21 protein-coding genes are annotated in these 24,404 nt (G+C 73.5%); 7 read left to right on the top strand and 14 right to left on the bottom strand.

Features of this window, described 5'->3' with window-relative positions:
* Positions 1-899: glycosyltransferase family 4 protein (locus ACTMS2_RS27950; protein WP_441178052.1), on the top strand; the 899-nt coding region annotated here is incomplete at its 5' end.
* A 203-nt stretch (positions 900-1,102) separates the two neighbouring features.
* On the top strand, positions 1,103-1,912 hold the full coding sequence (locus ACTMS2_RS27945; RefSeq protein WP_101411499.1) for a metal-dependent hydrolase: 810 nt from the start codon (positions 1,103-1,105) through the stop codon (positions 1,910-1,912).
* 17 nt (positions 1,913-1,929) lie between these two features.
* Here ACTMS2_RS27945 and ACTMS2_RS27940 read toward each other — a convergent pair whose 3' ends face one another.
* The 3 genes from ACTMS2_RS27940 to ACTMS2_RS27930 all read right to left on the bottom strand — a co-directional run bounded on the left by ACTMS2_RS27940 (position 1,930) and on the right by ACTMS2_RS27930 (position 5,172).
* Positions 1,930-3,513 (bottom strand): phosphotransferase, encoded by a 1,584-nt coding sequence (locus ACTMS2_RS27940; protein ID WP_441178051.1) that lies wholly within the window; start codon positions 3,511-3,513, stop codon positions 1,930-1,932.
* A 101-nt stretch (positions 3,514-3,614) separates the two neighbouring features.
* Positions 3,615-4,208 (bottom strand): nucleotidyltransferase family protein, encoded by a 594-nt coding sequence (locus tag ACTMS2_RS27935; RefSeq protein ID WP_088999460.1) that lies wholly within the window; start codon positions 4,206-4,208, stop codon positions 3,615-3,617.
* Positions 4,209-4,353: 145 nt separating this feature from the next.
* Positions 4,354-5,172: an NAD(P)H-binding protein gene (locus tag ACTMS2_RS27930; RefSeq protein ID WP_441178050.1), complete on the bottom strand. Its 819-nt coding sequence runs from the start codon at positions 5,170-5,172 to the stop codon at positions 4,354-4,356.
* 81 nt (positions 5,173-5,253) lie between these two features.
* On the opposite strand from ACTMS2_RS27930, the gene ACTMS2_RS27925 reads away from it, so the two are divergent.
* Complete coding sequence (locus ACTMS2_RS27925; RefSeq protein ID WP_357719929.1) at positions 5,254-5,667, top strand: winged helix-turn-helix transcriptional regulator; 414 nt, start codon at positions 5,254-5,256, stop codon at positions 5,665-5,667.
* Between the two features lie 51 nt (positions 5,668-5,718).
* Here the strand turns inward: ACTMS2_RS27925 and ACTMS2_RS27920 are convergent, their stop codons facing one another.
* Complete coding sequence (locus ACTMS2_RS27920) at positions 5,719-7,422, bottom strand: bifunctional 3'-5' exonuclease/DNA polymerase (RefSeq protein ID WP_441178049.1); 1,704 nt, start codon at positions 7,420-7,422, stop codon at positions 5,719-5,721.
* 215 nt (positions 7,423-7,637) lie between these two features.
* On the opposite strand from ACTMS2_RS27920, the gene ACTMS2_RS27915 reads away from it, so the two are divergent.
* Positions 7,638-9,416 carry an ABC transporter transmembrane domain-containing protein gene (locus ACTMS2_RS27915; protein ID WP_441178058.1) on the top strand — a complete coding sequence of 593 codons (1,779 nt, stop codon included), beginning with the start codon at positions 7,638-7,640 and terminating at the stop codon, positions 9,414-9,416.
* On the top strand, positions 9,413-11,143 hold the full coding sequence (locus ACTMS2_RS27910) for an ABC transporter ATP-binding protein (protein WP_441178048.1): 1,731 nt from the start codon (positions 9,413-9,415) through the stop codon (positions 11,141-11,143). Before ACTMS2_RS27915 ends, ACTMS2_RS27910 begins: the two co-directional genes overlap by 4 nt.
* A gap of 11 nt (positions 11,144-11,154) precedes the next feature.
* On the opposite strand, the gene ACTMS2_RS27905 is transcribed toward ACTMS2_RS27910, so the two are convergent.
* The 5 genes from ACTMS2_RS27905 to ACTMS2_RS27885 are packed head-to-tail and all read right to left on the bottom strand — an operon-like array spanning position 11,155 to position 16,180.
* Positions 11,155-12,081 (bottom strand): carbohydrate ABC transporter permease, encoded by a 927-nt coding sequence (locus ACTMS2_RS27905; RefSeq protein ID WP_425692089.1) that lies wholly within the window; start codon positions 12,079-12,081, stop codon positions 11,155-11,157.
* Complete coding sequence (locus tag ACTMS2_RS27900; RefSeq protein WP_088999454.1) at positions 12,081-12,989, bottom strand: carbohydrate ABC transporter permease; 909 nt, start codon at positions 12,987-12,989, stop codon at positions 12,081-12,083. Before ACTMS2_RS27900 ends, ACTMS2_RS27905 begins: the two co-directional genes overlap by 1 nt.
* A gap of 20 nt (positions 12,990-13,009) precedes the next feature.
* Positions 13,010-14,446, bottom strand: a complete 1,437-nt coding sequence (gene ngcE, locus ACTMS2_RS27895) for an N-acetylglucosamine/diacetylchitobiose ABC transporter substrate-binding protein (protein WP_441178047.1) — start codon at positions 14,444-14,446, stop codon at positions 13,010-13,012.
* 25 nt (positions 14,447-14,471) lie between these two features.
* Positions 14,472-15,221 carry a sugar isomerase domain-containing protein gene (locus ACTMS2_RS27890; RefSeq protein WP_441178046.1) on the bottom strand — a complete coding sequence of 250 codons (750 nt, stop codon included), beginning with the start codon at positions 15,219-15,221 and terminating at the stop codon, positions 14,472-14,474.
* Positions 15,218-16,180, bottom strand: a complete 963-nt coding sequence (locus ACTMS2_RS27885) for a MurR/RpiR family transcriptional regulator (protein WP_441178045.1) — start codon at positions 16,178-16,180, stop codon at positions 15,218-15,220. The genes ACTMS2_RS27890 and ACTMS2_RS27885 overlap by 4 nt, the downstream gene beginning before the upstream one ends.
* Positions 16,181-16,370: 190 nt before the next feature.
* Between ACTMS2_RS27885 and ACTMS2_RS27880 the strand changes: the two genes are divergently transcribed.
* Entirely contained in the window at positions 16,371-17,360 is a 990-nt protein-coding gene (locus ACTMS2_RS27880) for an N-acetylglucosamine kinase (protein ID WP_441178044.1), read from the top strand.
* A 389-nt stretch (positions 17,361-17,749) separates the two neighbouring features.
* Here the strand turns inward: ACTMS2_RS27880 and ACTMS2_RS27875 are convergent, their stop codons facing one another.
* The 3 genes from ACTMS2_RS27875 to ngcE (ACTMS2_RS27865) all read right to left on the bottom strand — a co-directional run bounded on the left by ACTMS2_RS27875 (position 17,750) and on the right by ngcE (ACTMS2_RS27865) (position 21,048).
* The gene (locus ACTMS2_RS27875; RefSeq protein ID WP_396869862.1) at positions 17,750-18,655 is read right to left on the bottom strand and encodes a carbohydrate ABC transporter permease; all 906 of its coding nucleotides are present in this window, start codon (positions 18,653-18,655) and stop codon (positions 17,750-17,752) included.
* On the bottom strand, positions 18,652-19,560 hold the full coding sequence (locus ACTMS2_RS27870) for a carbohydrate ABC transporter permease (RefSeq protein WP_101411517.1): 909 nt from the start codon (positions 19,558-19,560) through the stop codon (positions 18,652-18,654). Before ACTMS2_RS27870 ends, ACTMS2_RS27875 begins: the two co-directional genes overlap by 4 nt.
* 69 nt (positions 19,561-19,629) lie before the next feature.
* Entirely contained in the window at positions 19,630-21,048 is a 1,419-nt protein-coding gene (gene ngcE / locus ACTMS2_RS27865) for an N-acetylglucosamine/diacetylchitobiose ABC transporter substrate-binding protein (protein WP_441178043.1), read from the bottom strand.
* A gap of 196 nt (positions 21,049-21,244) precedes the next feature.
* Between ngcE (ACTMS2_RS27865) and ACTMS2_RS27860 the strand changes: the two genes are divergently transcribed.
* Complete coding sequence (locus ACTMS2_RS27860; RefSeq protein ID WP_441178042.1) at positions 21,245-22,774, top strand: acyltransferase family protein; 1,530 nt, start codon at positions 21,245-21,247, stop codon at positions 22,772-22,774.
* Here the strand turns inward: ACTMS2_RS27860 and ACTMS2_RS27855 are convergent.
* Together ACTMS2_RS27855 and ACTMS2_RS27850 are read right to left on the bottom strand one after the other, a co-directional pair.
* Entirely contained in the window at positions 22,746-24,236 is a 1,491-nt protein-coding gene (locus tag ACTMS2_RS27855) for a CoA-acylating methylmalonate-semialdehyde dehydrogenase (RefSeq protein ID WP_441178057.1), read from the bottom strand. The genes ACTMS2_RS27860 and ACTMS2_RS27855 overlap by 29 nt on opposite strands.
* Before the next feature lie 17 nt (positions 24,237-24,253).
* Positions 24,254-24,376, bottom strand: a complete 123-nt coding sequence (locus ACTMS2_RS27850) for a hypothetical protein (protein WP_441178041.1) — start codon at positions 24,374-24,376, stop codon at positions 24,254-24,256.
* Between the last annotated feature and the right edge of the window lie 28 nt (positions 24,377-24,404).

The following is a 24,404-nucleotide window of genomic DNA, read 5'->3' as shown; positions in this document are numbered from 1 at the left end:
CCACCGAGGCCGGCCGGCACCAGGGCTGGCTGCCGGAGGAGATGAACCGCACCATCCACGGCGTCGAGCACTGGCTGAGCAACGCCTCCGTCCGGGTGATCGCCTGCTCCGGCTACATGCGCGACCAGGTCACCACGCTCTTCGACGTGCCGTCCGGGCAGATCGACGTGGTGCCCAACGGGGTCGACGACCGGGCCTGGCGGGCCCGGCCGGGGGCGGTCACCGCCGCCCGGGCCCGCTTCGCCGGGGACGGCCCGCTCGTCGGGTACGCCGGCCGGCTGGTCTACGAGAAGGGCGTGCAGCACCTGGTGCACGCCGTGCCGTACCTGCGCGAGCGGCACCCCGGGCTGCGGGTGGTCATCGCGGGCGACGGCCCCTACCGCTCCGAGCTGGAGGAGGAGACCCGACGCCTCGCGCTCTCCCAGACCGTACGCTTCGCGGGTTTCCTGGACTCGACCCGGCTGCCCGCGCTGCTCGGCGCGACCGACGCGACCGTGGTGCCCAGCCTCTACGAGCCGTTCGGGATGGTCGCCCTGGAGGCCGCGGCGGCCGGCGCGCCGCTGGCCGTGGCCCGCACCGGCGGCCTCGCCGAGATCGTCGAGCCGGGCGTGACCGGGGTGACGTTCCCGCACAGCGACCCGGACGCCCTCGGCGAGGCGGTCGACCAGCTCCTCGGCGACGAGGTCTTCGCGCGGCGGGTGGCCCGGCAGGCGCGCACCATGGTCGGCCGGCGGTACGGCTGGGCGACCATCGCCGCCCGGACCGCCGGCACGTACGCGACGGCCGGCCGGGAGCACGGCCCGACGCAGGCCCGGCGCGCCGCCGCCCGGCTCGGCGAGACCCGCCGGACGATCACCATCCCCGAGGGGAATCTGCTCGCCGTCGGTGCCGCCCGCTGAGGAGCCCCCTCCCGTCGGGTGGCCGACAGACCGGCCCGCGACCGCCGCCCGGCACGGCATACTTCCTGCCGGTACGCCCAGCGTCACCCATCCCCTCCCGGCACTGTCCCAGGTGGACCGTCCGGGTGATGCCCCTGCGCCGCACCGGCGAACTACAGTGGCGTAGTTTTGGCGCTCAAGATCCCTGGGGAGGGTGAGCCGACATGATGGGACCGTCCCACGCGCTGTCCGGCGCGGCGGTGTGGCTGACCGGATCCTGGGCGCTGCAACAGTTCGCCGACTACCACCAGTCGCCGCTGGAACTCGCCGTCGGGACCGCCGTCTGCGCGGGCGGGGCGCTCTTCCCCGACCTGGACCTTTCCGGCAAGGTGACCCGCAACCAGGGCGGGGCGACCGTCGCCCGCACCTTCGGCGTGTTCTCGCTCTTCATCGCCGAGGTGATGGAGAAGGTCTCGCTCGGGGTCTACTACGCCACGAAGCTCAGCAAGGACCCGCGCCGCAACAACGGCCACCGCACCCTGACCCACACCATCCCGTTCACCCTGCTGGTCGGCTGGGGCACCACCACGCTCTGCGCCGCGTACGGCAAGTGGGCCGTCATCGGCATCCTCTTCTTCATGTTCGGGCTGGCGCTGCGCGGCCTGTTCGACAAGTGGGCCGAGCGCGCCGGCTGGGTCATCGTCACCCTCGCCTCGGCCGCCGCCGCCTGGTACACCTTCGCCAACCTGCCCGGCGGCCGGGGCTACCCGCTGATCGGCACCGCCGTGGGGGTGGGCTGCTTCGTGCACATCCTCGGCGACATGATCACCCGGGCCGGGGTGCCCATCCTCTGGCCCATCCCGATCAAGCGTCGGATGTGGACGCCGATCGGGCTGCCGAACAAGATCGCCCTGCGCGCCGGCGGCAAGACCGAGGTGGTGGTCGTCCGGACCGTACTGACCGCGATCTCGGTGCTCGCGGCGGCCGGGCTGGTCGCCCCGTCGGTGCTGCAACGCTTCAACATCGACGTCTGACGGCTCTCCCCCGTCCATCAGTCCCACGGCTCGGCGGCCCAGCGGGCCAGCAACTCCAGCACGGGTCGGCGGCCCGCCATCATCTCCGCCTCGTCGCGGGCGTCGTAGGTGCCGCTGATGGCGGACCGGCCCAGCCGACCGAGCATCATCGGCGCCAGCCAGAAGTACTTCGCCGCCCCGGTGAGCCGGACGGCACGGGCCACCTCCCCCGACGCGACGGCGCCGCGCAGCCCCTCGGCGTACCGGTCGAGCACGGTGGCGGCCACCTCGTCGAGCAGCGCGACGTCGACCAGCCCGTCGAGGAACGTGTCCAGCACCAGGTTGGCCGCGTCCTCGCCGAGGGGCCCCGGGCCGACGCCGGACCAGTCCAGCAGCACCGGGCCGTCGGCGGCGAACACCAGGTTCATCGGCCAGCAGTCGTGGTGGCAGAGCGTACGCGGCAGCCTGTCGGTGGCTGCCAGCACGTCGTGCCGCCGCTCCCACAGCACCCGCAGCGCGTCGCGCAGGGGGCGCGGCCAGGCGGCGACGGCGACCGGGTGCTCCCACGGCACCGGCGCGGCCACCGGGCGGCTCAGCGTGTAGTCACGCAACCAGTCGCGCGCCAACCAGCCCGGCGGGCGACCGTCGGGCGCCAGTTCCCGCGCCTCGGGGTCGCCGAGCCACCGGGCGTGCCCGGCGCCGAGCCGGACGGCCACCTCGCCGAGGTCGGCGGGCGTGCAGGCGATGCCCGGCCGACCGGCCACCTCGGGCAGCCACAGCGCGACCGAGCCGTCCGGCCGGTCCTCGACCGCCAGCGCCGCCGGCGCGGCCAGCCCGGCGTCGGCGTACGCGGCGGCGGCCAGCCCGCTGCGGTACGCCTCGACCTCGCGGCGCCAGTAGTTCCAGTGCCCCGGCTCGTCGCTGCCGGCCCAGTGCGCCGGCCCGGGGCGCCCGGGCGGGGTGACCAGCTTCAGAATCGCCGGCCGCCCGTCGCGGCGGGTACGCCAGATGCCGCCGGTCACCCCGTTGAGGATGTTGTGGGTGAGCTGCTCGGCCAGCACGTCAGCGGGGACGAGGTCGGTCGCCGGGCGGGACCCGGTCACCGGGTCCTCGCGATCGCCAGGGCTCTGCTGCGGAGACGTGACCGGGGCGGGCGGATCGCTGCCGCTGTACCGGGCCAGCCGTCCGGTCACCGCCCGCGCCCCGCGCACGACGCTCGCGTAGGCCACGACGGGGCAGAGCACGAACACCGTCGTGAGCAACCAGCCCAGCGCCGCGCTGGCGACGGTCGCCCCGGTGGCCGCCGCGATGCCGGCGGCGTACAGCCCGAGGAGCAGTGCGGCCGTGCCGCAGGCGGCCAGCGTGCGGGCGGACGCACCACGGCGGGCGAGGGTGGCCTCGGCGATCGCGACCGCCGGCGCAACCGCCAGCGGCACCAGGACGGCACCCAGGAGGGCGGCGCCCAGCACCATGACCGGGCCGGCCAGCGGCCCGCCCTGGTCGGAGCCGGGAGTGAACAGGGCGAACGTGAACAGCGCCAGATACCCGAGGAGCCCTTCGGCGACGCACATCAGCCAGGCGACGCCCGTCCCGGTTGCGTGCCGGACCATCGTGGCGACCATCGAGCCTCCCCCGCCGCCGGGCCGCGGCCGGCCGGCGTCGCGCGACGCAAGCCGCGCCCGGCCGACGCTAGCGGAGGGGGGCCAGCCGCTGTGGGGGCGGGTCAGACGCCGACGCGCTGGGGCGGGACGGTCAGCCCGTAGAGCGCCATCAGCTCCGGGGTGTCGACCCGGCTGCCGTCGGCCACCGAGTCGCAGGAGATGTCGACGATCTGATCCTTGTGCGCCAGCAGGTAGGGCCGGGCGCCGACGTCCGCGCTGGCCAGGGTGGCGATGCCGGACCAGTGCCGGCGTCCGAACAGCATCGGGTAGCCGCGCAGCCCGTCGTAGGTCGCGCAGACCAGCACGTCGGGGTAGGGCAGCGCGACCACCCGGCGTACGGCGGCGGCGGTCAGGCCGGGCATGTCGACCGGCACCACCACGACCGCCTCGATGCCGTCGTCGTCGAGCGCGGCCAGGCCGGCCCGGATGGACGAGCCGACGCCGGTCCCCCACGCCCTGTTGATCACCACCGTGGTCCGGCTCAGGTCCGCCGTCTCGCGGACCTGGTCGGCGGCGGCGCCGAGCACGACCACGATCCGCTCGCAGCCCGCCTCGGTCATCGTGTCGATCATCTGGTTCACCAGGGGCTTCTCCCCCTGGTGCAGCAGGGCCTCCGGGCCGCCGATGCGGCGCCCCCCACCCGCGGCGATGATCATTCCTGCGATCCGGTTCAGCTGGGCCCCCTCCACCGTGGAGCGGGCCGTGGCACGAGGGCACGGCCCGCTCCGTCGTACGGACATCGGGAGCAACGAGGACAAGGCGGACCGGGTAGCGGGGCGAAAAGGGAAAATAGTGCAACTGTTACCGGGGCTGAACCTGACCGGCGGCGGCGACCGCCAGCGGCATCGGGTCGCGGGGCGGGCGCGCCAGCAGGCACGCCAGGTCGCCGTGGGTCCGCCCGAGGAAGCCGCCCGCCGTGGCGGAGTAGATCGACATGAGCATGGCCGGCTGGAAGGGCAGCAGGCCCGCGCCCGACAGCGCGGCGCGCCGGACGCCCAGCGGCTCCGGGCGGTAGGGCACCCCCAGTTCGGCGGCGAGACCCGCGGCGGTGAGCGCGACCGGCCCGGTCAGCTCGTACGTGCGGCCGTGGTGCGCGGCGGGGTCGGCGGCCACCCGCACGGCGGCGTCGGCCAGGTCCTGCCGGGCCACCGCCGCCAGCGCTCCCGCGCCGAACGGGGCCGTGACCGCGCCGCCGACCGGGGCGGCCAACTGCCCGAACAGCTCGGCGTAGAGCCCGTTGCGCAGGATCGTCCAGCCCAGGCGACTCCCCCTGAGCCGACGCTCGGTCCACCGGTGCGCGAGCGCGAAGGCCAGGTGGTCGCCGGCGCCGATCAGGCTCGTGTAGACCACGTGCCGCACCCCGTGCCGCTCGGCGGCCGCGATCGCCCGGTCGTGGCGGGCGAGGACGACGTCGTCCTCGCCGTAGCCGGCGGAGACCAGCACCAGCACGCGTACGCCCGCCAGGTCCGGCCCCGCCGGGTCGTCGAAGTCCACGCGACGCCCGGCGTCGCCGAAGCGGCCGGGCGTACGGGTGCCGGCGAGCGGGGCGAGCCCCCGCTCGACCAGCCCGGCGTGGATGAGGGAACCCAGGTGCCCGGAGGCACCGGTGACCAGCAGCATGTGGCGAGCCTTTCGGTGGTACCGAATCGGAACTAGCCTCATCGTCGGGAACCACGAACGCGGTCACAAGGAGGCACTTCGATGTCGGCAGGGCACACGGCGGTAACCGACGCGCTGGCGCCCTGCGGCCTGCCCGAGCACCCCGACTGCGGGATCCGCGACGTGCTCGACCGCATCGGCGACAAGTGGTCGGTGCTCGCGATCGTCGAGCTCTCCTCGGGCGTCCGGCGGTTCCGGGAGCTGCAACGGGCCATCCACGGCATCTCGCAGCGGATGCTGACCCTGACCCTGCGCCGGCTGGAACGCGACGGGCTGGTGCTGCGCACCGCGTACCCGACCGTCCCGGTGACCGTCACTTACGAGCTGACCGAGCGCGGGCGGAGCCTCACGCACCTGGTCAGGCAGTTGGCGGACTGGTCGCTGGCGCACAAGGACGCCATCGCGCAGTCGCGGCACGCGTGGGACGCCGCCAACCCCGACTCCGGCGTCTCCTGACCCGGCAGGTGCCTGCCCACGCAGACGGTGGCGGGTGGGCGACGCGCCCCGTCAGGCCGCGTCGGCGTAGCAGTCGACGACGGACAGGTCCAGCGGGAAGCGGACCGGGGTGTCGCCGAAGAGCAGCGCCGTGGCCTGCTCCCCGCACCGGGCGACGGCGTCGGCGACCGCGTCGGCCCGCTCCGCCGGGCAGTGCACGACCACCTCGTCGTGCTGGAAGAAGACCAGCTCGGCACCGGTGCCGGCGAGCTGACCGCGCAACGTCGCCAGCAGGGTCGAGGCCCACTCGGCGGCGGTGGCCTGGATGACGAAGTTGCGGGTGAACCGCCCCCGGGACCGGGCCGCCCGGGCCCGCGGCGACTGCGGGTCGTCGCCGCCGACGGGCAGGTCGGCGTCGGGATCGCCGAACCCGGCCGTGCCGGGCGGGCAGGTGCGCCCGAGCCAGGAACGCACCAGGCCGCCGGCCTCCCCGGTGCGGGCGGCCGCCTCCACGTAGCCGAAGGCCGTCGGGTAGCTGCGCCGCAGCACCGCCAGCGCCGGCACCGCGGCACCGCCGGTCTGCCCGTACATGGCGCCCAGCAGCGCCACCTTGGCCCGTGGACGGTCGCCGTCGAAGGCGTCCTGGGCGAGGGCGGCGTAGAGGTCACCGGCACCACCGGCGGCGGCGAGCCGGGCGTCACCCGAGACCGCGGCGAGCACCCTCGGCTCCAGCTGGCCGGCGTCGGCGACCACGAACCGCCAGCCCGGATCGGCGACCACCGCCCGCCGGATCACCTTGGGGATCTGCAACGCGCCGCCGCCCCGGGTCGCCCAGCGGCCGGAGACGACCCCGCCCGGGACGTACTCCGGCTGGAACCGGCCGTCGCGCACCCAGGCGTCGCGCCACGCCCAGCCGTGCGCCGTCCAGATCCGGTAGAGCTCCTTGTATTCCAGGACCAGCGGCACCGCCGGGTGGTCCACCCCGCGCAGCACCCAGGCCCGGGTGTTGGGCAGCTCCACGCCGGCCCGGGCGAACGCCCGCAACAGCTCCGCCGGGGAGTCGGCGTGCAGTTGGCGTACGCCGAACGCGTCGGCGATCCGCGCGGCCAGCTCGGCCAGCCGGCGCGGCGGGCCGCCCACCGGCGACGGCTCGCCGAGCAGTTCGGCGAGGATCTCGTCGTGCACGTCGACCCGCCAGGGCAGCCCGGCCGCCCCCATCTCCGCCGCGACGAGCGCGCCGGCCGACTCCGCGGCGACCAGCAGGCGGAACCGGCCGGGGTGCTCGGTCACGGCGATCCGGGCGAGCTGGTCGGCGTACACCTTGGTCAGGGCCTCGACGCCGGGGCCCGGCGGGCCGGGCAGGGCGTCGAAGAGCGCGCCCTGGCCGTGCCCGGGCGGCGCGGCCGGGCGCGGCGGCGGATCGGCCGGCACCGGCGCGCCGGTCAGCCGGGCCCAGGCCGCCGCGAACGAGCGGGGCTCGCCCCAGCGGCCGGCGTGCCCGAGCAGCAGGGCCTCGGTCAGCTCGACGTCGTGGCAGCGCTCGACCCGCACCCCGGCGCGCAGCAGGGCCGGGTAGAGCGTCGCGCCGCAGGCCCACACCCAACGCGGCCGTTCCGCCGCCTCGCACGCCGCGACGGCGGCGGCCAGGTCGGTGACCGGCCGCACCGGGCCGGCGGGCAGCCCGGCGGCGTCGAGGGGTTGCAGCGCTCCCCCGCCCCGCTCGTCCGAGACCACCGCCACCAGCACGGATGCGATTCTGCCTCGCCCCTGCGACACTTCACCCGCCGCCGTCCCCCGGGCCGAGCGGGTCGGCCGCGACCGCCGGACGAGACGTCGGCGGGCGGTTCGGCGGAAACGGGGCGGTGCGGCGGTGCCCGGCTCGTTAGCGTAGGCCGGTGCCACCACGGATCCCCCATCCCGAGCCCGGCACTCCGGACGTCCGGGGCCCGTTGCGGTACCTGTGGTGGCTGGTCCGCTGCCAGCCGTGGCGGGTGCTGCGCGGCAGCCTGTTCGGCACGGCCTGGATGACCGCCCTGTCGGTCCGGCCCTACCTGATCTCCCGCGCCGTGGACGACGGACTGCGCACCGGCGACACCCGGGCTCTGGCCCTGTGGGTGGCGGCGATCGTCGTCGCCGGCGTGGCGCTGTCCTGGCTGGGCATCATGCGGCACCGCACGATGACCTTCATCCGGGAGGACGCGAAGGCGCGCTCCGCCGCCGTGGTGCTCCGCCAGCTGTCCCGGGTCGGCGCCGTACTGCCGCGCCGGGCCGCGGCGGGCGAGGTGGCCACGGTCGGCGGCACCGACATCGACCGGGCGGCACAGGTGATGACGGTGACCGGGCCCGGCGTCGGCGCGGTGGTCGCGTACCTCGTCGTCGCCGTCGTGCTCTGGTCGATCTCGCCCCTGCTCGCGCTCTGCGTGCTGGTGGGCGTGCCGTCGGTCGTCCTGGTCGTCGCTCCCCTGCTGCGCCGGTTGGAACGGGCGGAGTCGGTCTACCGGCAGCAGCAGGGTGAGCTGACCGCCCGGTCGGGCGACATCGTGGCCGGGCTGCGGGTGCTCGCCGGGGTGGGCGGCCGGGGCCTGTTCGCCCGCCGGTACGCGGCCCGCTCCCGCGACCTGCTCGTCGAGGGATACCGGGTCGGCGCCGTGAACAGCTGGATCGACGCGGCGACGGTGGCCGTCCCCGGGCTGTTCCTCGCTGCGGTGGTGTGGCTGTCAGCCCGGATGACGGTCACCGGCGACATCAGCGTCGGGGAGCTGGTCGCCGTCTACGGCTACGTCGCGACACTCGTCGTGCCGGTCTGGTTCCTGCTGGAGGGCGGCCACCAGCTGATCCGGGGCCGGGTCGCGGCCCGCCGGATCGTCGCCCTGCTCGCCGTCACGCCGGACGACGTCGGCGGGCCGCGCGACACACCCACCCGCGCCGGCGTGGCGACGGTTCCCGGCAGCCGGCAGCCGGCCAGCCCCACCCCGGTACCGGCCCCCGCCGGCCCCGCCACCCCGCTCACGGCCCCCGGCAACCCCGCCATCCCGGTCCCGGCCCCCGCTGGCCCGCTCGCGGCCCCCGGCGGCCCCGCCGACCTGCACGACCGGTCGAGCGGGCTGACCGTCCGGGCCGGCCGCCTCACCGCTCTCGCCGCCGCCGACCCGGCCGACGCCCTCGCGCTGGCGGACCGGCTCGGCCGGTACACCGTCAGCGACGCCACCTGGGGCGGCGTGCCGCTGACCGGCGTCGGGCTGGAGCAGGTGCGGGCCCGCATCCTGGTCGCCGACCACGACGCGTACCTGTTCGCCGGGACACTGTGGGAGGTGCTGCGCGGGACCCGGCCCGACGGTGACCGCGAGCGGATCGCCTCCGCCCTGCACGCCGCGTCGGCCGAGGACGTCGTCGACGCCCTGCCGCGCGGGCTCGACACCCCGCTGGACACCCGCGCCCGCTCCCTCTCCGGCGGGCAGCGGCAACGGATCCGGCTGGCCCGGGCGTTGCTCGCCGAACCGGAGGTGCTGATCCTCGTCGAGCCGACCTCGGCGGTGGACGCGCACACCGAAGCGCGGATCGCCGAGCGGCTGCGCCGCGCGCGGGCCGGACGGACGACCCTCGTGCTCACCACCTCACCGCTGCTGCTGGGGCGGGCCGACGAGGTCGCGCACCTGGTCGCGGGGCGGGTCGCCGCCACCGGCACCCACGCCGACCTGCTCGACCGGGACCCGGACTACCGGCGGCTCGTGGCCCGTGGCGACGCCGACGCCGAGCAGGCGCTGCGGTGAGCGGGCTGCCGGTCGCCGACCGGGCCACCGTGCGCCGGGCGACGCGCCGGCTGATCGCCCGGGACCGACGCGCCGTCGCGGTCGTGCTGGCGCTGCACGCCACCGCCACGGTCGCCGGGCTCGCCCCGCCGTGGCTGCTCGGCACCATCGTCGACCGGGTGTCCGCCGGAGCCGGCGTCGCCACCGTCGACCGGCTCGCCCTTGCGATCGGCGGGGCCGTGCTGGTCCAGACGCTGCTGTCGCGGTACGCGCGGTACGCCGGCCACCGCTTCGGCGAGCGCGCCGTGGCCCGGCTGCGCGAGGAGTTCGTCGAGCGCACACTGAACCTGTCCGTCGGCGTCGTCGAGCGCGCCGGCTCCGGGGACCTGGCGACCCGCAGCTCGGTCGACGTGGCGACGGTCGGCACCACCGTCCGGGACGTGGTGCCCACCATCGTCATCGCCTCGGTGCAGCTGACGCTGCTGTTCGGCGCGGTGTTCCTGCTGCACCCGCTGCTCGGGCTGGCCGCGCTCGCCGGGCTGCCGACGATCGCGCTGGTGACCCGGTGGTACCTGCGGCGCGCCAGCCCGGCGTACCTGGCCGAGGGGGCCGCCGCCGCCGAGCTGACCGAGACGCTGACGACCACTGCGGAGGGCGCCCGTACGGTCGAGGCGTTGCGCCTCGCCGACGAACGGATCGGGCACGGCACCGCGCGCATCGCCCGGGTCTGGCGTGCCCGGCGGGCGACCCTGGCGCTGCGCACCGTGTTCTTCACCGTGGTGGAGGCCAGCTACCCGCTGCCCGTGGCCGCGCTGCTGCTGGTCGGTGGGCTCCTGCTCACCCGGGGCGAGGTGTCCCTCGGCGCGGTGGTCACCGCCACGCTCTATCTGCAGCAGGCGATCGAGCCGCTGGACCGGATCCTCCAGTGGACGGAGCAGGCGCAGCGCGGCTTCGCCTCGTTCGCCCGGGTGCTCGGCGTCGGCCAGGTGCCGCCGGAGCGGCCCGGCGGGGCCGCCGCGCCGGTGGACGAGCGGCTGGTCGTCCGGGGAGCCCGGTTCGCGTACGGCGGCGGACCCGACGTGCTGCACGGCATCGACCTCGAGGTGCGGCCCGGCGAGCGGTTGGCGCTCGTCGGGCCGTCAGGGGCCGGGAAGTCCACCCTGGCGCGGCTGCTCGCCGGGATCGACACGCCCCGGGAGGGGGTCGTCAGCGTCGGCGGCTGCCCCGTGACCGACCTGGACCCGGCCGAGCGCCGGCGGCGCATCGCCCTGGTCACCCAGGAGCACCACGTCTTCATCGGCTCGCTACGCGACAACCTCGCGTTCGCCGCCCCGGACGCCTCCGACGACCGGATGCGCGCGGCGCTGGCCACGGTCGGCGCCGACTGGTACGCCCGCCTGCCCGACGGCCTCGACACCCTCCTCGGCGACGGGGCGCACCAGCTCGGGGCGGCCGAGGCCCAGCAACTCGCGCTGGCCCGGCTGGTGCTCGCCGACCCGCACACGCTGATCCTCGACGAGGCGACCGCCGCTCTCGACCCGACCACCGCCCGGCGCACCGAGCGGGCCCTGGCCGCCCTGCTCACCGGGCGGACCGTCATCGCGATCGCGCACCGCCTCAACACCGCCCACGACGCCGACCGGGTGGCGGTGCTGGAGGGGGGCCGGATCACCGAGCTCGGCAGTCACGACGAGCTGGTCCGGGCCGACGGCCCGTACGCCGCCCTGTGGCGTTCCTGGCACCCCTGACCCGCCCGGATCTACTTCACCGCGCCGGAGGTGAGACCGGACTGGATCTGGCGCTGGAAGATCGCGTACACGACGATCATCGGGAGGATGGCGATGGTCAGGGCGGCGAAGAGGCCGGACCAGTCCGCCTCGTAGCCGGCGTTCACCGAGATGTCCGCGATGCCCTGGGTGAGCACCCACTTGTCCTTGGCGTTGGAGAGCAGCACGAGCGGCAGCTGGTACTGCCCCCACTGGCCGATGATGTTGAAGATCCCGACGCTGATCAGGCCCGGCTTCGCCATCGGCATCATCACCTGGAAGAAGAGCCGGGTGTGCGAGCAGCCGTCGATCATCCCCGCCTCGGCGACCGACGACGGCAGCGTCTTGAAGAACGCGGCCAGGAAGAACACCGTGAACGGCAGCGAGTAGGCGATGTAGACCAGTACCACCCCGGTGTGGGTGTCCAGCAGCCCCAGGTTCTTCACCACGAAGAAGAGCGGTACGAGGGCCAGGAAGACCGGGAACGCCAGCCCCGAGACGAACAGGTAGTAGATCGCCCGGTTGCCCCAGAACTTGTAGCGCGCCAGCACGTACGCGGCCATCGAGCCGAGCAGCATGGTGCCGAAGGTGCTGCACGCCACCACGATCACGCTGTTGAGGAAGTAGCGCCCCACGTTCGCCTTGGTCCACGCCCGGGCGTAGTTCTCGAACCGCAGCTCCGCCGGCATGGTCCACGGGCTGCTGAAGATCTCCGTGGTGTTCTTGAACGAGGCGAGGAAGGTCCAGAGGATCGGCACGATCACGATCACCGCCCAGACCGCGAGCGCCACGTGCCCGAGGTTGGCGAGGAGCCGTACCTCCCGTCGGCCCCTGCCTCCGCGCCCACCCGCGGCGCCCGGCTTCACGGTCTTCGGCGGTAGCGCCGCCGGTGTCGGCGGCAGCGTCGTCTGCGGGTTCATCAGTACTCCACGCTTTCCCGCTTGGTCAGCCGCAGCGTCAACGCCGCGAACGTGAGGGTGAGGAAGAACAGCGCCACGCCCATGGCCGAGGCGTAGCCGTACTTCGAGTAGACGAAGGCGTTGCGGTAGATCTCCATCGCCAGGACGGTGGTGGCGCCGTCAGGGCCGCCGCCGTCCACCGAGAGCACCGAGACGATGGCGAACGCGTCGAACGCGGCGATGCCCAGGTAGACCCAGGCGACCTGGAGGGTGTCCCAGAGCAGCGGCAGGGTGACCCGGAAGAAGAGCGTCACCCGGTTCGCCCCGTCCACCTCGGCGGCCTCGTAGATCTCGCCGGGGATGGAGGCCATGCCCGCCGAGAAGAGCACCACGTAGAAGCCCACCGCCTGCCAGACCAGCACGCCGATGATCGACCAGAGCGCCAGGTTCGGCCGGACCAGGAAGAGCACCGGGTCGAAGCCGAGCTTCATCAGCACGCCGTTGATCAGGCCGGACTCGTTGGGCCGGTAGACCATCTGGAACAGCACCGCGATGATGGCCACCGCCAGGACCTGGGGGAAGAAGAACACCACCCGGTAGAACTTCGACCCCCAGACCCCCTGGCGTTGCCCACCGCTGCTCTTGCCGCCCACGTTGAGCAGGAACGAGAAGAACAGCGCGATGGCGATGGTGATCAGCGGCAGGGCAAGCAGCAGTACGCCGTGGTGCTGGACCGCCTTCCAGAAGTTGTCGTCGTCGAACAACCTCCGGAAGTTGTCGAAGCCCACCCACTGCGGGGCCGAGAGCCCTCGCCAGTTGGTCATCGAGATCTGGAACGCCTGCGCGTACGGCGCGATGACGAAGACCACGTACAGCGTGACCGGGACGAAGAGGAACCCGATCACGAACGGATACTTGCCGTGCCGCATGACCCCTACGCTCCGATCGATCAGCGCTTGAACTTGGTGATGGAGCTGTCCTTCTTGATCGCGTCGGCGCGCTTCTGGATGCGCTCCGCGAAGGCGTCGGCCTTGATCCGGCCGAACATCAGCTCGTTGGTGGCCGTGCGGACCTCCGTGTCGAGCTCCTTGTACCAGCCGTCGAAGTAGATGTTGAACACGTCCTGCCCGGCGGCCTTGAGCGCGGCCTGCGAGCTGGCCACGCCGGGCGGGAAGGCGAAGCCCTCCGAGCCGGCGGTGACCACGGTCGGGGCCTTGACCACCTCGGTGAAGCCCTTCGCGCCGGCCACCGAGAGCATCTGGCGCATGTACTCCAGGCCGCCCTTGGGGTTCTTGCTCTTGGCCGAGACGAAGTAGCCCTCGCCTGCGGTCGCCCGCAGCGCCGTCGCCGGCAGCTTGTCCGACGCGGACAGGCTCGGCACCGGCATGACCTGGTACTCGAAGCCGGACGGGGTGTCCTTCTTCTGCTCGCCCTCCAGCCAGTCGCCGCTGGGGTAGAACGCCAGCTTGTACTGGTTCTGCCGCAGCTGCACGTCGGTGTGCTTGAGCCCCTCGAAGCTCTTGTCGACGTACTTGGCGCCGATCTCGGCCCACGCCTCGGCGGCCTGCTTGACCGCGTCCTGCTGCCAGGCGCCGTCCTCCAGGTTGTCGATGTTCTTCAGCACGTCCGTGCCGCCGATCTTCGCCGCGTGGGTGAGGATCACGTTCCACTGGTAGTACGCGGCATTCGCCCCGGCGTAGCCGTACGGGGTGATGCCCTTGGCCTTGATCTTGTCGAGCAGGGCGGTGAACTCCGACCAGTCCTTCGCCGGCGCCCAGCCGTTGTCCTTGAACAGCTTGCCCGAGTACCAGATGCCGAAGACGGTGGAGACGTAGTACAGGACGTACGGCTTGCCGTTGAAGGATCCGACGTCGACGGTGCCCGGCACCACGGTGTCGCGGACCTTCTTGTTCGGGTCGTCGACCGAGGGGGCGTCCCACAGCTCGGTGAGGTCCTGAAGCTGGCCGTCGGCGACCAGGGCGCCGAAGTCCATCAGCTTCTCGCCGGAGTTGTTCACGAACTCCGGCGGGTTGCCCGAGGCGAACCGCGGCTGGAGCACCGTGGACACGGCCTGGGTCGACTGGTGCTTGACCTCGGCCTTCGGGAACGCCTTCTTGTACAGCGGCTGGTGCACGTCGGTGGCGTACTTCTCGCCGTAGCCACCGTTGAAGATGACCACCTCGATGGGGGCGTCCTCGGCGACGCCGAGCGGGTTGGTGGCGCTCTTGGTGCCGCCCGCGACCTGCTCGTTCTTCTCGTCGCCGCCGCTGGTCGCGCAGGCGCTCAGCAGGCCGGCGGCCGGGGTGGCGAGCAGGCCCACCGCGGCGGCCCGACGCAGCACGGTCCGGCGGCTCAGGTCGGCCGGGTTGTCGGGGGTAATCGACATCGTCGTCTCTCCTTGTGTGTTCGGGTCAGGCGGTGCGCCGGAGGCGCCCGGCGTACCGCGACTCGAGGGCGTGGTTGTGCTCGTCCCCGCCGGGGACGTTGGCGGAGAGGTAGATAGGGGGTACCTCCCCGGCCTGGTGGAACCGTCGTACGACCTCGGCGGTCAGCAGCTGCGCCAGCAGCGCCGCGGTGACCGAGGAGACCGCACAGACCGCGCCGCCGCCCTCGAGCGGCAGCAGTGCGTCGCCGTACGGCGCGCCGTTGTCCAGCACGACGTCGGCGAGGTCGGCGAGGCGCCGGCCGGACGGGTGCCGTGGGGCGACCCGTGCGGTGTGCGCGACCGAGGTGACCGCGATCAGCGGGTGGCCGCGTCCGGTGACCAGCGTCGCCAGCTCGACCACCGAGCCGTTGATGCCGGACTGGGACGCCACCACGAACACGTCGCGTGGTTGCGGGGCCGCCAGCACGTAGAGCTGGTGGGCGACGGCGGGATCGCGCTCCAGCTTGGGGTCGGCGAGCACGTCGCGCGGGGCGTCGCCGTGCAGCACCAGGTCGTGCAGGGAGAGCCGGTTGGTGGGCACCAGTCCGCCGGCCCGGGCGACCAGTTCCGCGGCGAACGCCTCGGAGTGGCCGGCGCCGAACGCCTGGAGCACCCCGCCGGCGCGCAGGCTGGTGGTGATCAGGTCGGCGGCGGCGCCGATCCCGTCGGCGCTGGCGTCGACGAGCCGGTCGAGCACCGGGCGGACGGCGTCGGCGTACCCCTGTGCACTGATCATGCGGTGGCCCCCTTCGCGGCCTTGTGCCCGTCGACGGCCTGGGCGGTACGCCGGAAGGCCGCGTGGGCGCGGTCGTGGGTGCGCTGGGCGACGGCGATGTAGAGCAGGTCGAGCACGACCAGCTGCGGGTGCCGGGCGGAGAGCGCGTCGGGGCGGAAGGTGGTGGCCTGGCTGGCGGTGAGCAGCACGATGTCGGCCAGCTCGGCCAGCGGCGAGCGGGGGAACCCGGTCAGCGCCACGGTGGTCGCGCCCCGGCTGCCGGCCTCGGCGAGCATCTCGATGGTCTCCCGGGTCTGGCCGGTGTGCGAGATGCCGAGCGCCACGTCGCCCTGGCGCAGCAGGGCCGCGCTGGCGAGGCCCTCGTGCACGTCGTTCCAGGCCCAGGCCGCCACCCCGATGCGGTGCAGGCTGAACTGCATCTCCTCGCCGACCAGGGCGCTGCCGCTGGCCCCGAAGATGTTCACCCGGGACGCCCCGGCGATGGCGACGGCGGCCCGTTCGACCTCGGCGAGGTCGAGCAGCGCGGCGGTGTCGTGCATGGCGCGGGTGTCGGCGGCCATGATCTGGTCGAGCACCCGGGCGAGGGGGTCACTCGGCTGGATCTCGCGTCCGATGTCGACGGTCCAGCCGGCGGAGCGGGCCCGGCCGGTCTCGGCGGCGATGCCGAGTCGCAGGTCGGCGTAGCCGTCGAAGCCCATCGCCCGGCAGAAGCGGGTGATCGTCGCCGGGGAGGTGCCGCTGCGCTCGGCCAGCTCCACGATGGTCGCCCTGGCGGCGGCCTCCGGGTCGCTGAGCACGTGCTCAGCGACGCGGCGCAGTGCCCCCGTCAGCTCGCCCGCGCCGGCCCGGACCCGGGCCAGCACGCCGTCGGAGCCGACCCCGAGCGCCCCCCGCCGGTCGACCGCGCCGGCGTCGACCACCGCGGTCCCCGCGGAGGTGTCCACCTCGTGATCAACCATGGGGCACCTTTCGGAAAAGAGTGTTAACTGTTAGTGGTAAAAGTTCTTACTGAAAGCCCCTCCGTGTCAAGACCGTGGGCGAAGTTTTCAAACTGTTACCTGGCGCACAGCCCGGGAACCCGTCCGCCCCTTGCCGGCCGCCGCCGGGCCGACCAGCATGAACGCGGCGTCGATCGAGGGGTGGGTGCGGATGTCCGGCAGCGTCGTGGTCGGTCTCGACGTCGGAGGTACGTCCACCCGGGCGACCGCCCTGGCCCTGGACGGGCGGCGGCTGGGCAGCGGCCGGGCGGGCGGCGGAAACCCCACCAGCCACGGCGCCGAGCGGGCCGCCGGCGAGCTGCTGGCCGCCCTGCGCGAGGCGCTCGCCGACGTCGATCCCGCCCGGGTGCGGGGCGGCACGATCGGGCTGGCCGGGGCGGGCCGGCTGCTCGCCGACCCGGCGGGCCGCGACGCCTTCGACCGTGCCTGGCGCGACGCCGGCCTGCGCTGCCCGTACGCGGTGCACGGCGACGCGCTGGTCGCGTACGCCTCGGGCACCGCCAGCCCCGACGGCACGGTGCTCATCGCCGGCACCGGGGCGATCGCCGCCCGGGTCCGCGAGCTACGGCTGGAACGGGTCGCCGACGGTCACGGCTGGCTGCTCGGCGACGCGGGATCCGGCTTCTGGCTGGGCCGCGAGGCGGTCCGCCGGCTGCTGGCCGACCTCGACCGGGGGCACGCGCCGGGCCGGCTGGCGGCGCAGGTGCTCACCGAACTGCTCGGCTCCGCCGACGTGGCGGCCCGCCCCCGGGACACGGTCGACGCCCTGGTCCAGGCGGTGACCCGCCGGCCCCCCGTGGAGCTGGCGCGGCTCGCGCCCCTCGTGGTCGCCGCCGCCGTCGACGGGGAGCCGGTCGCCGGCGGACTGATCGACGAGGCCGCAGCGCACCTGGCGGAGAGCGCCGCGCGGATCCGCCCGGCCGGCGACGCCTCCCCGATCGTCCTCGGCGGCGGCCTGCTGACCGGCGACACCCCGCTCGCCGCGGCGGTACGGGCCCAGGTCGGTCGGCAGTGGCCGGACGCGCCGCTACACTCGGCCGGCGACGGCGCCGCCGCGGCGGCGTGGCTCGCCGCGCTCGACCTGCCCGAGGTGACCGACCCGGTCGCCCTGCACGCCCTGCTGGTGCCGCCGACGGCCTGACCCGCGCGGCCGGACGTGCTGCCCGCCACCGCCGTCGGCGCCCCGGCGCGGTGGAGGGCGATCGGCCGCTGTCGAGCTGCCCCGCGCACAGGACCACCCTCGACGCGGACTCCGGGCGGAGGACTCCGGACGGCCGGACGCAGAACGCCGGACGCCCGACGCCGGACGCCCGACGCCGGACGAGGACGCCGGACGCCGGGCTGAGCGTGGCGGGCCGGCGGGTCCGACGTCGCGGTTTCATGGACGGGGCAGCTCGACAGCGGCCGAGGCACCCCACCGGCTCCGCTCGCCGCTCCGGGTCGGCGACGTCCGGCAGACCCGGGGCGATGGGATCAGAATCGGTCTCGGCCCGCGCCGACGAACGAGGCCGTCGCCGGCAGCCGACGGAGCTACTTGAGCTGGCCGGCGGTCAGGCCGGACTGGACCTGGCGCTGGAAGAGGATGTAGACCAGCAGGACCGGGACCACCGCGATCGTGAGACCGGCGAAGAGTTGCGCGTAGTCGCCCGCGTACCCCTGGTTGACCGAGAGCGCGGCGAGCCCCTGGGCCAGCACCCACTTGGACTCGTCGCCCTGCATGAGCACCTGGGGTAGCAGGAACTGGTTCCAGTGTTGGAGGAAGTTGAAGATGGCGACGCTGATCAGTCCCGGACGCGCCATCGGCAGCATCACCTGGAAGAACAGCCGGAAGTGACCGCAGCCGTCGACCAGGGCCGCCTCCGCGACGGCGGTGGGCAGGGTACGGAAGAAGGCGGTCAGGAAGAACACCGTGAACGGCAGCGAGTAGGCCGCGTACACCAGGATGAGACCCGTCCAGGTGCCGAACAGGCCGGCGTTGCGCACCACGAAGAACAGCGGCACCAGGGCGAGGAAGACCGGGAACATCAGCCCACCGACGAACAGGTAGTAGACGACCTGCTTGCCGCGGAACTCGTAGCGGGCGAAGACGTACGCGGCGGTGGCCCCCATCAGCATGGTCAGGGTGACCGAGCCCGCGACCACCACCAGGCTGTTGAGGAAGTACTGGCCGATGTGCGCACCGCTCCACGCCCGCGACCAGTTGTCGAAGCGCAGCGCGCCGGGCAGCGACCACGGGTCGGCCAGGATCTCCGCGTTGCTCTTGAACGAGCTGATGAACATCCAGAGCAGCGGCAGTACGGTCAGCGCGCCCCAGAACAGCAGGAAGCCGTGCGACAGCACGTTGGCGACGCCGAGTTCGCGGCGCACCGGGCGGTCGGCGGGGCCGGAGGGCTCGCGGGGCAGGGCCACGGGGGCGGGCTTGTCCAGAGTCGTCACGAGTACTCGATCCTGTCTCGCTTGCTGGCCCGCAGCGCCAGCACCGCCACCGTGAGGGTCAGGAAGAACATCACCACGCCGATCGCCGAGGCGTAGCCGAACTTCGTCTCGCTGCCGAACGCCGTGTCGTACATCCGCACGCCGATGACGTCGGTGGAGAAGTTGGGGCCGCCGTTGGTCATCAACTGCACCAGGATGAACCCGTCCAGGGCGAAGATGGCCAGGTAGACCCAGGCGACCTGGACGGTGTCCCACAGCAGCGGGATGGTCACCTTCCACAGCGTGGTCAGCCGGGAGGCGCCGTCGAGCATGACGGCCTCGTAGATCTCCTTGGGGATGGCCGACATGGCCGCGCCGAAGAGCACCACGTAGAAGCCGACGTTGCTCCAGATCATCACCGCGAGGACGCACCAGAAGGCCGTCCTCGGATCCCCCAGCCAGGTGGGCGCGCCCAGACCGACGCTGTTCAGGGCGCTGGTGAGCAGGCCCTTGTTCGGGTGGTAGACCTCCTTCCACAGCAGCGCGATGATGACGACGGAGAGGACCTGGGGGAAGAAGTAGACCGTGCGGTAGAACGACGATCCGCGTACCCCGCTGACCCCCGCCCGCCCCTTGCGCCCGCCCATGTTGAGCATGGCGGCGAAGAAGAGGCCGAGCACGATCGTCAGCACCGGAACCAGCGCCAGCAGGATCGCGTTGTTCTTCAACGCGTTCCAGACGTAGTCGTCGTTCCACAGCGTCTTGAAGTTCGCCAGCCCGACGGAGTTGGCGTCGGCCGAGTAGCCGAGCCAGTCGGTGGTGGAGATCTGGAACGCCTGCAGGTACGGCGACACGACGAAGATGACGTAGAGCAGCACCGGCGGCACCAGGAAGGTGACGATCAGCGGGTACTTGCCATGTCTCACGATGAGGTCCTACCTCTTCAGCGTCGGCCCGGTGGGAGCGGGACGTCCCCGCCCCCACCGGCCGGGATGTCAGACGGCCCGCTTGTACTTCTTGATCGAGCTGTCCTGGGCGATCGAGTCCGCGCCCTTCTGGCACTGGTCGAGGAACTCCGCCGGGCCGATCCGACCGCTGAAGAACTCGCCGCACGCGGCGTCGACGAGGTTGCGCTCCAGCTTGCGGTAGTAGTTGTTGTAGACCCAGTTGAAGCCGTTGCTGCCGGATGCCTCCAGCGCCTTGACGACCGTGTTCAGCCCGAACGGCAGCTCGACGCCCTCGCTGGCGCCGGCCACCACGGTCAGGCTGGAGACCTTCTTGGTGAAGTCCTGTGCGCCCTTCTTGGAGAGCATGACCCGGAAGAACTCCAGGCCGCCGGCGACGTTCTTCGCCTTCGCCGGGACCATGAACGGCTCGCCGGCGGTGCCCCGGACGGCCTCGAACGGCAGCTTGTCGCCGCTGCCCAGGCTCGGGGTCGGCTGGATCGTCATGTTGAATCCGGCCGGCGTGACGTCCTTCTGCTCGCTCTCCAGCCAGGAACCGCAGGAGATGAAGGCCGCCTTGCCCTGGCACCACGCGGTCTGCGACTGCTTGTGGTCGAGGCCGGGCGAGCCCTCGAGGATGAACTTGTCCTTGACGATCTGGTGCCAGGCGTCGGCCGCGGTCTTCATCGCGTCGGACTTCCAGGCGTTGGGCTCCAGGTTGTCGATCGCCGTGGCGACCGAGGGGCCGCCGAACTTGATGGCGGTCGAGATGACCGGCCAGCTCATGTAGCGCGGGTGCGCGCCCGCGTACGTCCAAGGGGCGATGCCGGCGGCCTTGATCTGCTTGCACAGCGCGATGTGCTCGTCCCAGGTCTTGGCGTACTCCCACTTGCGCTCGGCGAAGAGCTTGGTGGAGTGCCAGATGCCGTAGACGGTGTAGGTGTAGTTCATCACCAGGAACTTGCCGTCGTACGAGCCGACCTCGACGGCGCCCGGCAGCAGCGTGTCCTTGACCGTCTTGCCCGGGATGTCGAGGCTCGGCGCGGCGAGCAGCTCGCCCAGGTCGGCGATGGCGTTCTGCGACACCAGACCGTTGAAGTCGATCTGGTTGGCGCCGGAGTTGTTGACGACGTCCGGCGGGGTGTTGTCGACGAAGCGCGGCTGGAGCGTCTTCGCGATCTCCTGCGTCGCCGAGTGGTTGATCTTCGCCTTCGGGTACTTCTCGGTGTACATGGCCTCGTGGGCCTTCGCGTACTCCTCGCCGAAGCCACCGTTGAAGATCACCACCTCGAGGGGCGCGTCCTCCTTGACACCGAGCGGGTTCTGCTCGCTCTTGGTGCCCTTGTAGGTGCCGGCGTCGCCCTTGTCGTCGTCGCCACCGCCCGTGGCGCAGCCGGTCAGCAGGCCGGCGGCGGGGGTGGCCAGGAGGCCGGCGGCGGCGGTGCGCCGCAGGATGTCACGCCTGTTCATGGGTCTCTCCTCGGATCGGTCCGGGCGGGCGCCGGATGGGGGATGGCGACCGCCACACGAGGCGCAGGGGGAATTTGTCTTCAGTTAGCAATATGTTGCTGAAGAATTTCTACGGCAGGAGGGCGCGGACTTCAACCCCCGGGGACCGAACCGTTATCAGCAGCGGCCAGCCCGCACCTGACGTACCCTCGGGGCCATGCGCCGCCTGCGGCAACTCGCCGCGCGCACCCCCGCTGGTCGGCAACGCTACGTCGACCTGCTCCGGGCGCTCGCCATCGGCATGGTCGTTCTCGGCCACTGGGCGGTCGCCGCGATCGGCGAGGACGCCGCCGGCCGACCGACCGGACGCTCCGCGCTGCCCGATCTGCCGTGGGCGTACCCGCTCACCTGGATCGCCCAGGTCATGCCGATCTTCTTCCTGGTCGGCGGGTACGCCAACGCCGCCTCGTTGACCTCCCGCCGGGCCGCCGGCGTCGACGCCACCGCCTGGCTGCTGGGCCGGGGCGCCCGGCTGCTGCGCCCCACGACCGCGCTGCTGCTGGTGATCGCCGCAGCGGCCGCGCTCGCGTCGCTCGTCGGCGTCGCGGCGACGCTGGTGCGTACGGTCGCGTGGTTCGCCACGATCCCGCTCTGGTTCCTCGCCGCCTACCTGATCGTGGTGCCGCTGACCCCGGCGATGCTCGCCCTGCACCGGCGCTTCGGCCTGCTCGTGCCGGCGGCACTGGCCGCGCTGGTCGTCGCCGGCGACGTGGGGCGGGCGCTGGGCCCGGCCGAGCTGGCGCTGCCGAACTACGTCTTCGGCTGGCTGGCCGTGCACCAGCTCGGCATCGCCTGGCGCGACGCCGACGCCGGGCGTCACGACGCCCACCCGGACGCGGCGGGCGGGCACCCGCCGCGCCCCGCGTCCGCGCGCGACCGGGCGCGGGGACGTCGGCTGCCGCTGTCGCGCCGCGCGGGCGCGGCGGCGCTGCTGGGCGGGCTGGTGGCGACGGTGCTGCTGACCACCGTCGGACCGTACCCGGTGAGCATGCTCAACGTGCCGGGCGAGCGGCTCGACAACGCGGCCCCGCCCAGCCTGGCCCTGCTCACGCTGACCGTCGCCCAGTTCGGGCTGATCCTGCTGCTGCGCGACCCGGCGGAGCGCTGGCTGCGCCGCCCCCGCCCGTGGCAGGCGGTGATCGCGGTGAACGCCGTCGTGCTCACCGTCTTCCTCTGGCACCTCAGCGCCGCGATCCTGCTGGTGGGGGCGCTGGACGCGGCCGGGGTGCTGCCGACCCCGCCGGTCGGGTCGGCCGCCTGGCTGGCCTGGCGGGCGCCCTGGGTGCTGATGCTGACCGTGGTGCTGGCCGCCCTGGTCGCCGTCTTCGGCCCCGTCGAGGCCCGTACCGGCCGCGCCGGGCAGGGCCGGACCGACGGCGACGCACGCGGCGGCAGCGCCGATCGCGACGGGAACGGCCGGCGGGCCCACCGCGCCGGGCAGGGTCGGCGGACCGACGGCGCGGCCACGTCGGGCCGCACGCCGGCCGACCCCGGGTGGCGGGCCACCGCGCGCAGCGCGCTCACCGCCGCCGGTTTCGCCGCCGTGGTGTACGCCCTGATGGTCAACGCCCAGACGCCGAGGTCGGCGCCCGAGCCGATGGGGCTGCCGGCGGCGGCGCTGGTGGCGTACCTGGTCGGGGCTGGCACCCTGCGCCTACTCAGGTCTGGGTGGGGAAGCCGAGGTTGACCCCGCCCTGCCGGGGGTCCGGCCAGCGGCTGGTGACCACCTTGCCCCGGGTGAAGAAGCGCACCCCGTCCTCGCCGTGCGCGTGCAGGTCGCCGAAGAGCGAGGCCTTCCAGCCGCCGAAGGAGTAGTAGGCCATCGGTACCGGGATCGGCACGTTGACGCCGACCATGCCGACCTCCACCTCGTGCTGGTAGCGCCGGGCCGCGCCGCCGTCGTTGGTGAAGATCGCCGTGCCGTTGCCGTACGGGTTGGCGTTGACCAGTTCCACCGCCTCGTCGTACGAGCCGACGCGCACGACGCCGAGCACCGGGCCGAAGATCTCGTCGGTGTAGATCGACATGTCCGGGGTGACGTGGTCGAACAGCGTCGGGCCCAGCCAGAACCCGTCGGCGTCGCCGTCCGGCTCGACGTCGCGGCCGTCCACCACCGGCACCGCGCCCGCGGCCACCCCCGCCTCGACGTACGAGCGCACCCGGGCGGCGTGCGCGGCGGTGACCAGTGGGCCCATGTCGCAGCCACGCCGGCCGTCGCCGGTGCGCAGCCGGCGCATCCGCGCGGCGATCCGGGCCACCAGGGCGTCGGCGACCGGCTCCACCGCGACCAGGGCCGAGATCGCCATGCACCGCTCCCCCGCCGAGCCGAAACCGGCGTTGACCGCCGCGTCGGCGGCCAGGTCCAGGTCCGCGTCGGGGAGCACCACCATGTGGTTCTTCGCCCCGCCCAGGGCCTGCACCCGCTTGCCGGCGGCGGTGCCGCGCTGGTGGACGTACCGGGCGACCGGGGTGGAGCCGACGAACGAGACGGCCTTCACGCCGGGATGCTCCAGCAGCGCGTCCACGGCCTCGGCGTCGCCGTTGACCACGTTGAGCACCCCGTCGGGCAGTCCGGCCTCGGCGAACCACTGCGCCAGCAGCAGCGCCGCGCTCGGGTCCTTCTCGCTCGGTTTGAGCACCACCGCGTTGCCGCAGCCCACCGCGATCGGCAGGAACCACAGCGGCACCATCGCCGGGAAGTTGAACGGGGAGATCACCGCGACGACGCCGAGCGGCTGCCGCAGGGTGTACGAGTCGACCTCGGTGGAGACGTTCTCGCTGAATCCGCCGCGCAGCGCCGAGGGGATGCCGCAGGCGTACTCGATGATCTCCAGGCCGCGTTGTACCTCGCCGGCGGCGTCGGCGAGGACCTTGCCGTGCTCGGCGGTGATCACCTCGGCGAGCCGGTCCCGCCGCGCGCGCACCAGCTCCCGGAAGGCGAACAGCACGGCCGTGCGCCTGGCCAGCGACGCGTCCCGCCAGAGCCGGGCCGCGCGCCCGGCGGCCTCCACCGCGACCGCGACGTCCGCCGCCGAGGCCAGCTCCACCCGGGCCGTACGCCGACCGGTCGCCGGGTCGAAGACGTCCCCGTGCCGCCCGGACGAGCCACTGAACGGCTTGCCGTCGACGAAGTGCCCGATGACGTCCACGTCGTGCTCCGACGCGCTCACGCCGCCACCCCCGCCGCCTCGCGGGAGCCGGAGACCAGCTCGCTCGGCTCGTCGTGGTAGAGCGGCATCCAGGACGGGAGCACGACCCGGTGCCGGGCGGGCAGATCGTCGGTGGTCATCGTCGCACCCTCTCAGCGGCGTTCGCGG

It is taken from the genome of Micromonospora sp. SD12, from assembly GCF_052068495.1.
In the GTDB taxonomy this organism is placed as follows: Bacteria; Actinomycetota; Actinomycetes; order Mycobacteriales; family Micromonosporaceae; genus Micromonospora; species Micromonospora echinofusca.
The sequence above is the reverse complement of the archived record's forward strand: the minus strand, read 5'-3'. Positions and strand labels throughout refer to the sequence as shown.